This is a genomic window from Cupriavidus basilensis, from assembly GCF_029335485.1.
GTDB classification, from domain to species: Bacteria; Pseudomonadota; Gammaproteobacteria; order Burkholderiales; family Burkholderiaceae; genus Cupriavidus; species Cupriavidus basilensis_E.
Genome location: NZ_JARJLM010000305.1, coordinates 1 through 661 on the forward strand (window position 1 = coordinate 1; position 661 = coordinate 661).

The following is a 661-nucleotide window of genomic DNA, read 5'->3' on the forward strand; positions in this document are numbered from 1 at the left end:
CGGTCAAGAACTAGATGACTATTTCGCATCGTATGTAGGAATGGAAGGGGGCAACCCTGCAGGGGCCGTGTGGTTCTGCGATAGAAGTCCGCATCCGTGGAACGAGTCTTTTCAGGCCCCACTGGTGCCACGAACGGAGCCGCCGGCGTGGGACACGAATTTCCGCAGGGTCCATTCGGGCAGTATGGAGAAATGGCAGAGCCATCAGCGTATTGCGCGCATCATGGCGGCCGCTCGTGCAGAGGTACTAGGGCTTCAGCCAGACGGCGGCGATTCGAAACAGTACTACGAGCGTCAGCTCTATGCGCCCGACGGTGCGGAGTTCAAACTGAACCTGTTTCCCCTGCCGGCGCAACTCGATGGCGTCACGCCATGGTCCAAGGCATTCCGCGGACAGTCTTCCCTAGTGCCGATCGCTCGCTATCTGGATCTGTGCCGACAAGGTGGCCGTTTCCGGTTTCTAGCAGAGATCTGCGCATACTGGCGACCGAAAATCGTGGTTTGTCTAGGTCAGCGACACACTGAGGACTATGTCCGCGCGTTCGCGCTAGATGGAGTCGTGGCGGAAGATCAACAACTGCAGCCTGCGGACTTGGTCAAGTCTCTGCGCGTGTTCGTGCGAGACGGCACCACCTGGATCATCTGTCCAGCTCTGGCGGGA

1 protein-coding gene is annotated in these 661 nt (G+C 59.0%); it reads left to right on the forward strand.

Going from position 1 to position 661, the window contains the following annotated elements:
- The coding region (locus P3W85_RS17960; RefSeq protein WP_276265783.1) for a transcriptional regulator at positions 1-661 on the forward strand (661 nt) is incomplete at both ends.